This window comes from Bartonella sp. AP19HLJMH (assembly GCF_042196245.1).
Lineage (GTDB): Bacteria > Pseudomonadota > Alphaproteobacteria > Rhizobiales > Rhizobiaceae > Bartonella.
In genome coordinates, this window is record NZ_JBHIPX010000015.1 from 39,237 (window position 1) to 47,922 (window position 8,686).

Consider the following 8,686-nt stretch of genomic DNA (forward strand, 5'->3'; position numbering starts at 1 on the left):
CCCCTTTGAGATGGGTTTTCCCCTTTGAGATGGGTTTTCCCCTTTGAGATGGGTTTTCCCCTTTGAGATGGGTTTTCCCCTTTGAGATGGGTTTTCTATAGTGAATTAATCAAAGTCATTGGCTTGCACGTCATAAAAGGGTGTGTGTGGGGGCTCTATGTCGGTGAGTAATATTTGAAAAAAGCCTAAAATGCCTCTTATGGACGCTCTCAAAGGTCAATGGCTGTTGTAACATGAGAGACAAATGGTATGATGATGCTCAGCTACTACTTTTATGAAGTGAAAAGGGGTATGAAGGTAAAGAAGGACGTGGCGTAACAAGGGGCGGTTTTGATGGTTCACTTTACGGGGGCTATTATATCTTATTTACAGATACTGTTTTGAAATGAGCGTGGATGCGCTGGGAAATATTAAAAAAGTGCGTGAATGAAAGACATAAGTGTATTCTGTTTTAGAATGTCCTATTGTACTTGAAGAGAATATCTCCATTATAGAATGCGATAAATAAAAGCGTAAAATATGTAATTTTCATCAATTAATTGTCGTTGTCGTGGATGCTTTAAGCCCATAAAGCTGAAGAGTGATGATGGATATTAGCTTTACTCCTTGAAATTTCATATTCTGCCAAAATAAAATTATATACGCATTGCGAAAATTACACAAAAAGAGATGGGTAATAGGCTCGCTTTTATTTTGCATATAAAAGCTGAAACGGTTTGCTCTTTATCGTTTTGGTTTCTGTTTTAAAATATGCCGGTTATATGAGGGATGGAAGTTGATTGACAGCGGGAATGGATTTTATGTGGCTTTCAGTTCTCATCGTTAAGGTTTTGCGGAACTATTGGGGGACTATAGAGGTTGGTTTAAAGAGGTTGGAAAATATCTTTGTGCTTAATAAACAGATGAGACATTTTGCTAAAAAAGGGGAAACTTCTCTTGTTCATTGTTTAAAATGCTCTTTTAAGAAAAAATATCAAAATAAGTATCAGGAACAGAGAGGCAATAGACAATTCCTTCTTGTGTCAATTTGAGGGAAGCTGAACCATTCACGGAAATGGGAACGATTTTTTCGAGAACGGCACTACCAAAACAGGCTTTTTTATTGTTTGTGGGAGGGATGCCGGATTCAAAATTTTCATGCCAAGTGATGATAAGTTGCGTTTTGCCATTCAGTTTTGTTTCAATTTCACAGCGTACACAGATGCTCCCCTTTTCTTGGGAAAGGGCTCCAAAAGAAAGAGAATTGACAATCAGTTCATGAAAAGCCAAACCGATATGCAAAGCGGCATTGGGAAAAAGATAAGGATCGACGCCTTCAAGTGAAAAACGTTCTGTTTCTTTCATAAAATAACCTAAAGCCTGCGTTTGTACCAATTCGCGAAATTGAGCACCGCGCCAATCGGAATCAGTGATCAGATCTTGAGAATGAGAAAGAGAATGAAGACGACCTTGAAATTTTCGTAAAAAAACCTGAAGAGATTCAGTATAGCGGGCGGTTTGGCTGGCAATACTTTGAATGATCGCTAGAAGGTTTTTAGAACGGTGACTGACTTCGCGAAGAAGGATTTTAAGCACTTGTTCACGGCGGCGTAAGCCGGAAATATTGACACCGGTGGTGATAATACCAATAATGTCTTCGTTATCATTGCGGTGGCAATCAATAGAAAATTTGTACCAAATCTCTTGTTTATTTGTATCTTCAAAACGTGCTTCAACAGTTTGCATTTTGCCACTGGCTAAAACTTGCAGTTTGATGGTTTCCATATTGTCTGCAAGGTCAAGCGAAAAAAAGTCGCTGTCACGACACCCAACCCGCCATTTATTGTGCAAATGGTGTGGCAAGTTTTCAGCCCATAAATAAACCAGATTTGTTGCCTGATAGAGAACGCAAATATCAGCACCACGAATCGCTTGCATGAGCGCACTCATATGAGATCTATCCATGGGAGGCTTTGAAAGAGGCGTAACGATCATAATTTTAAGATGTTACCCTGTTCTAAGCCGCTTTAGAAGCATTCTCTTGAAAAAATAAAGCTTGCGAAATAAGCGCTTTCACCATATCAGGGTTAAAAGGTTTGGTCACTAAAAAAGTTGGTTCTGGACGCTCGCCAGTGAGAAGCCTTTCGGGAAAAGCTGTGATGAAAATCACCGGTATACGGTCATTTTTCAAAATCTCGTTGACCGCATCAATCCCTGAACTGTTATCGGCTAATTGAATATCAGCCAAAATCAACCGTGGTTTTTTCTTATGATACATGATGACAGCTTCATCACGCGTGCGCGCTATTCCTACAACATGATGACCTAGGCTTTCTACCATTTGCTCAATATCAAGTGCAATAAGAGGTTCATCTTCAATAATCATTACTTCAGTGGCAATTTGTTGAGAAATATCAATGGATGCTTGGTTGAGAAGCTTGCGAAATTCTTTCGTATCCAGATTCATGATTTCGCTGGCGTCTTGTTCATGAAACCCTTCAACGGCAATGAGCAAAAATGCTTGGCGTGCACGGGGCGTGAGATAGGATAATTTGGCACTGGTTTTTTGTTCAAGACCAAATTGGGGCAGGGGTTCAGGGATGTTTGGTGTGGTTTGGTCAAAAAGATGGCAAAAAAGCCAATAGGTACCAATTCGGTCAGTGGAGGCTTTGGGAAAAATGGAGATGTCGGCAATGAGTGCTTCCAACATCGCTGAAACATAGGCATCGCCAGAGGATTGGCTACCGGTGACAGAGCGGGCAAAACGCCGAAGATAGGGAAGATGCGGGGCAATGCGCGTTGATAATGACATAATTTATAACTCCTTTGACCTTTCAAGCATTTTGTTGGTTGAAATTCTCAACCGATAAAAAAGTTCCTTGATTTGTATGGAACTTTTTACCGGCAGCTATATTTACAACCATAAGGCGAAAAATTCTTCGCGGTGCTACCAGTAATATATGGATTAGGGGGATGAAAAATGAACGACCGTGATGAAAAAAATCTCACCACACAATTTAGAGTTGGAGATGATCTTCTCGGGGTCAATAGCGAAATAGCACGGAAGTTACGTCAATTTTACATGGAAATTCAAGAAGAAGCACTGCCACGGTGTTTGCTTGAGCTTTTAGAGAAGTTGGAGCGCGCAGAGCAATTTGGCTTAAACAATGTGGAAAAGGTTTGAATCCTTTATGTCAAAGTGCGCGAAAAACTTTAAACAAGAACTCCTTTCTGTGTTGCCGGCTTTACGAGCTTTTGCTGTTTCTTTAAGTGGCAAGCACGATAAAGCCGAAGATTTGGTCCAAGATACTGTTATGAAGGCATGGGCTAAGCAAGATAGTTTTGAGATGGGAACTAATCTTAAAGCTTGGCTTTTTACCATTTTGCGCAATGAATTTTATAGTCAAATGCGTAAAAAGGGAAGAGAAGTTCAAGATACCGATGGCGTGTTTACTCAAAATGTCGCTGTTCATCCTGCTCAATATGGATCGCTTGATTTGCAAGATTTCAAAAAAGCCTTAAATTTGCTTTCTGCCGATCAAAGAGAAGCCATTATTCTCATTGGCGCATCGGGATTTTCTTATGAAGATGCTGCGGCTATTTGTGGTTGTGCTGTTGGAACCATTAAAAGCCGTGTGAGCAGGGCGCGTAATCGATTACAAGAACTTCTTAAAGTCAATGGTGAGTCTGATTATGGTCCTGATTCTTACTCAGCTGGAAGTACATTGTGTTCATTTAACGGCTAAAAAAGCATAATAATTATGATTGATAGCCTTGTTTTTTTTATTCCCGTTATAGCTATTACAGTAAAGTCAGTATCTGAGGGAATTCAGAAGTTTGGCGTGTATCCTTAGGAACACAAGAAAAGCCTGTATAAAACTTTCTCACGGGCTTTAGGTTTTATGTTCCATAAGGTTGCCTTCCTTTGTGCTGAAAAATGACGACTTTCAAGTTCGCCAATGGACATTCTATGACAACAAAAACAAATTTGATGCCTCAAATGCCTTCTTCTGATGCAACGATATCACGCTGGCGGTGGGGTGCGATTGTTGTTTCTCTTGTTATGGCTCTTTTGGCATCGGTTTTTATTATGTTGCTTTCAAATGCCGTTGATCGAGAAGTCGCACAGTTGAATACAAGTTCAGAATTGCGCGAACAGGCTGATTTGGTCCTTATTAGCCTGATTGATATGGCTGTTGCTGATCGCAGCTATGCAAAAACGCGCAAGGCGGAAGATAAAATACGTTTTGAAAATGCAGAGCGGGAGTTGGGGAATATTCTCGACTATATCGCACTTATTATTTATGCGCATCCGCAGTGGTATAAATGGTTTACGGCTTTTAAAGAAGAGGTTGAAGCACGAAAAGCCTTTATGAATGCCCATATGCGTGCTCTTGATGCGATTCCTTCTCAACCTTCTCAACCTTCTCATGCGGACTCTTTGGAAGTATCAAAGATTCCTGTAGCACGTTTAGCTCAATTGATGACAAGCTTTATTAATGGGGATGATGTGGTGCGACAAAAACAGCGTGAGGGTATCGCATTGATGCGGGCGGCTTTGACATTGGCGGCTATTGTTTCCGTTGTGAGTACCTTTATTTCTGCCTATTTTGTTATTAATCGTTTTCATCGTGATATGCGCTCTTTAAAATTGTATCAATTGCTGCTTCATAGTGAAAATATCGCTCTGGAAGCCCGCGTGAAAGAACGAACACAAGAATTAGAAAGAGCACGTAATCACGCTGAAAAAGAACGCCAACGGGTTGAAATATTGTTGCAGGATGCAAGCCATCGCATTGGCAATTCTCTTGGGACGGTGTCTTCTTTGTTGGGGCTCCAGTTAAACCGGAGCAAAAATGAAGAGGTACGTGCTGTTCTAGGGGCTGCACGTGATCGTATTCAGACAATTTCTACAGCACATCGTCGTTTGCGCTTAAGTGATGATATGGAAACGACTTTATTGGCAGAGTTTCTCAGCTCTGTTGTGCATGATGTCGAATTGGCAGTCCCTTTTGAATTGCGTGAAAACATCACCATTCACACCAACTTTAAAGATTGTCGCCTGTCTTCAAGAGATGCGACAACACTTGGAATTATCCTTGGTGAACTGCTGACAAATTCCTTAAAACATGCCTTTCCTGATCAACGGTCTGGTCATATTTATATCTCCTTTGGTCCCCAGAAAGATGGACAATTGATGCTCATTGTAGAAGATGATGGCGTGGGAATGAAAAGCCAAACTTTAAAACAAAAAACAGGACTTGGTCGTGTGGTCGTGGAACAGCTCTGTATGCAATTTGGTGAAAAACCTCTGTTTGAAACTTCTGCTTTAGGAGGCACAAAGATTGTCATTCCTTTGCCAAAACTTAGCATGAATAGTTCAAAAAAAAAGCTCTGACTGATTTTTTAAAAGGGTAAATTTTTTCTTTTCTCGTGGTAAGCTGCCTTTCATTCATCGTGAATGTATGGGGAGGGCATCTTTTCACAAGAAGAAGGAAAAATACGGCTTCAGTAGCGCGAACACAGCACCATTCATATCAGATTGTCAATTGCCTTCAAGAGAAACAACTTTGCTTCTTTATCTTTTGGTGTAATGTTTGATTTTCTCTCTTGTTGTTTTTTTGCTTTGTTGACTCCGATGATAGGCTTTCAAAGTTCTCCTTGTCTGAGAGCTTTGAAGTGCTTAAGTTAGCCTTTAAATTTATTTTGAATAAGTGCTCCTTTAAGCCAATAATACTTATATTCGTAAGCTCTATTGCTTTGCAAAAAGATTGTTTTTTCAAGTTTTGTTATTTTTTGTAAGGCATGTGAAACTTTAAATATGGGGTGTTTTTGTAAAAGTGTGTAACGAATACTCTTAAGGTAGAACGTGCTCAGAAAGTTCATGAAACACCGTCCTTTAGGGCTATGAACAGCATACATTCAACAAGTGGAATCTATTCAACAAAAAGTCGGGTTGTTTATAGAATGATATGGATTTTAGAATCTTCATCCTTTAGCGGGCACCTCTTTGATTTGAGATTTTATTGCATGGCAAATAAGGACGGGCTATCGTTTTGATAAAATAAACAAGAAGAGTTAGCCTTTTGGGGTTTCATATTTTTCACTTTTCTATTGTGCGTAAACCTGAAAAGGGGAGGGCGTTTTATTTTTAATCATTGTGATGCGACCTTGGGTGGTGGCATCTTTCGGCGTATTCTTTAATAGATATTTAAAATGCGGAAATCTCTTTGAGAAAAGTAAGCGCTCAAGCATATTTTTTAGATGTTTTGAGTCGTAAAAATGCAGATGCTTTCATGCTTTAAGTCTCTTCGGAGGGTGCTATTGGGCTGTTGATCAAGGCATCAATGTTGTTTTTTTCTTGTAGGAATGTTTGTAGGTCTTGATTGGTTAAGGCTTTGCTATCCGGTATACGAATGCGCATGGGATCAACTTTGACGCCATTGACAATGATTTCAAAATGACAATGGGGTCCGGTTGCCATTCCTGTTGATCCAACATACCCAATAATTTGTCCTTGTCGTACTTTCACGCCTGGTTTGATGTCTGGTGCATAACGACTTTGGTGTGAATAACTGCTGACATATCCATTGGCATGTTGAATTTCCGTATGGTTTCCATAGCCGCCTGTTACGCCTACTCTTGTGACAATACCATCTCCTACAGCAATAATGGGTGATCCTTTAGGAGCAATCCAATCAACACCCGTATGCATGCGGACATAGCCTAAAATAGGATGTTTGCGTGGACCAAAGGGAGAGCCAAAAATGCCATTTGGTGTGGGTTTGCGCAGCAAGAAAGGCTTTGAACTTTTCCCTTCAGAATCATAATAATCAACGCTTCCATCTTTTAATTGATAACGGTAATATTTATAAGTTGTATTCCCAAAAGTTGCACTAATATAACGAATTTCTGGATCAGCGTTCTTGGATGATTCCTTTGCTTTCAAATTCTTTTTGCCGTTTTTGTTTTCTTTATCGCTTTGTGGTACAGCATAAAATATTTCGATCTGATCATTGGGTGTTATCGGACTTTTCATATCAACATTGGTGGCCAGCAGACGAATAAGACGATGAGAGAGAGATTGTGATATATTATGGCTTAGCAAAGCACTATAGAGTGCATCATAAGCCGTTGGTAATTGCGCGCTATTGATATAAGAATGTGGAATACCATTTTGAAAAGCCGTTTTAAGTGCTTTAGACATTTTAGGCTCTGTGCTTTCAATGAATTGGCCTTTATCATTCAGGGCAATGGTGAGAACATGATGCATCCCTTGATAGATACTTGCGCGTACGAGATGGTCTTCTTCACCAGCTTGTGTCACAATACCAATGCGTAAAAGGCTTCCCTCTTTAAGGGAATCGGAAAGGCTTATTTTTTCTAGCGTTTTTACAACCTGGTCAATTTGCTTTTTTGTATAACTGGTTTTTTTGAAAGCATCGGCTATCGTTTGTTTTTTACGAATAGGAATAATATCTTCAACATAGTTTTTCGTCAGATCGATACGGTGACTTTGAGGAGAAACGGTTACATTTTCTTGAACGATTCGAACTTCAGGGGATTCTGTGCCTTGGGAAGGGGAGGATACATCTTCTAATTTTAAAGGATCAATCAATGTGAGAACTGAAAGAAGTTCGGAGCTCTTTTCTAAAGTAAATCCAGCTTTTTGTACTTCTTGTTGTGCCTCTTCATCTGTCAATGTGTCGCTGTCATCAAAATCGAATTGATTTACCTTAAAATCATAGCTGCGTAAGGTGAGTTTTGTTTCAACCTTTGCTCCATAAATCTGCCCAGAATCTTCTTGTGGTGCGATATTTTGATTTTTCGTATCACTAGCAAGAATGCTTAAAGAATCAAATTTTGGATAGCTATATTTCTGGGGGCGATTTTCAGCTAAAGCCATACGAATCCATTCAAAATGTTGTGTTTGAATGACTTTTTCATCGCCTTTTTTTTGTAGAATCGATAGTTCAAATTGACGTTTTCTGTCAAAGCTTTGCCTTGCATGGGTGGGAGAAATACGATCACCTTTATAGCCATTGGCCTCAGGGTCTTGTGATTCTGATAGGTTTTCTTGCGTAAACCATTGTGGCGGTGTTACCAATCGCTGTTGTTCATCAAGAGCCGTAAAAAGTGCAATCCCCATAAGAATGCAGGAAGTGATTCCTGTCAGAATGGTTCCCGTAAGCCAACGAGCAGAGACCTGTCGGCGCGCAGGCCGCAAGCGCTTGACGACAAGAGCAGGGTCTTGTCCAGGATCGTTTTTTTGTTGTTCGTTATCCCACATAGATTTATAAGAGTACTTTTCAATATTAAATAAAGAAAGCTAGATAGATAGCTTAGCATGCTTCTACAGGAATTTGATTCTTTTTACAAATTACAGATCATGCGATTCTCTTTATACAGCAATGTCTTTATAAATCGTATCTGCGCGGAAAATTTTCTCTATTAAAGTAGCATAAAACAAGCGTTATTGTGATTAACTCATTCCTAGGCAACTTCCTATTTTTATGCATTGCAATGGGGTGCTATATTTTACTTTAAAGGCGCCATGCTCTCTTTGAACTCCTTGCTGTTTTCATGTTTTATTTTTATGAAGGCAGATTTTGCCTATAATTGCTTGTTGGCAATAATGTCTTGAAATAGGATTTTTTGTTCAATATTTTATTGGTAAAGTTTGGGTTATTTTATTTAAAAAAAAATA

General features: G+C 39.5%; 6 protein-coding genes. 3 read left to right on the forward strand and 3 right to left on the reverse strand.

The genetic code is table 11. The features are described 5' to 3' along the window. Positions 1–960: 960 nt before the first annotated feature. Both ACFINR_RS07505 and ACFINR_RS07510 read right to left on the reverse strand, forming a co-directional pair. Positions 961–1,974 (reverse strand): sensor histidine kinase, encoded by a 1,014-nt coding sequence (locus ACFINR_RS07505; protein ID WP_375618002.1) that lies wholly within the window; start codon positions 1,972–1,974, stop codon positions 961–963. Positions 1,975–1,996: 22 nt separating this feature from the next. Then, positions 1,997–2,791 carry a response regulator gene (locus ACFINR_RS07510; RefSeq protein ID WP_375607013.1) on the reverse strand — a complete coding sequence of 265 codons (795 nt, stop codon included), beginning with the start codon at positions 2,789–2,791 and terminating at the stop codon, positions 1,997–1,999. Positions 2,792–2,959: 168 nt separating this feature from the next. On the opposite strand from ACFINR_RS07510, the gene ACFINR_RS07515 reads away from it, so the two are divergent. From ACFINR_RS07515 to ACFINR_RS07525, 3 genes are all read left to right on the forward strand, one after another. After that, positions 2,960–3,163 (forward strand): NepR family anti-sigma factor, encoded by a 204-nt coding sequence (locus tag ACFINR_RS07515; protein WP_375610684.1) that lies wholly within the window; start codon positions 2,960–2,962, stop codon positions 3,161–3,163. A gap of 7 nt (positions 3,164–3,170) precedes the next feature. Then, positions 3,171–3,725, forward strand: a complete 555-nt coding sequence (locus tag ACFINR_RS07520; RefSeq protein WP_375611691.1) for an RNA polymerase sigma factor — start codon at positions 3,171–3,173, stop codon at positions 3,723–3,725. 224 nt (positions 3,726–3,949) lie between these two features. Then, positions 3,950–5,377, forward strand: a complete 1,428-nt coding sequence (locus tag ACFINR_RS07525; protein ID WP_375653781.1) for a sensor histidine kinase — start codon at positions 3,950–3,952, stop codon at positions 5,375–5,377. A gap of 903 nt (positions 5,378–6,280) precedes the next feature. Here ACFINR_RS07525 and ACFINR_RS07530 read toward each other — a convergent pair. Further along, positions 6,281–8,269: a M23 family metallopeptidase gene (locus ACFINR_RS07530; RefSeq protein ID WP_375653784.1), complete on the reverse strand. Its 1,989-nt coding sequence runs from the start codon at positions 8,267–8,269 to the stop codon at positions 6,281–6,283. Between the last annotated feature and the right edge of the window lie 417 nt (positions 8,270–8,686).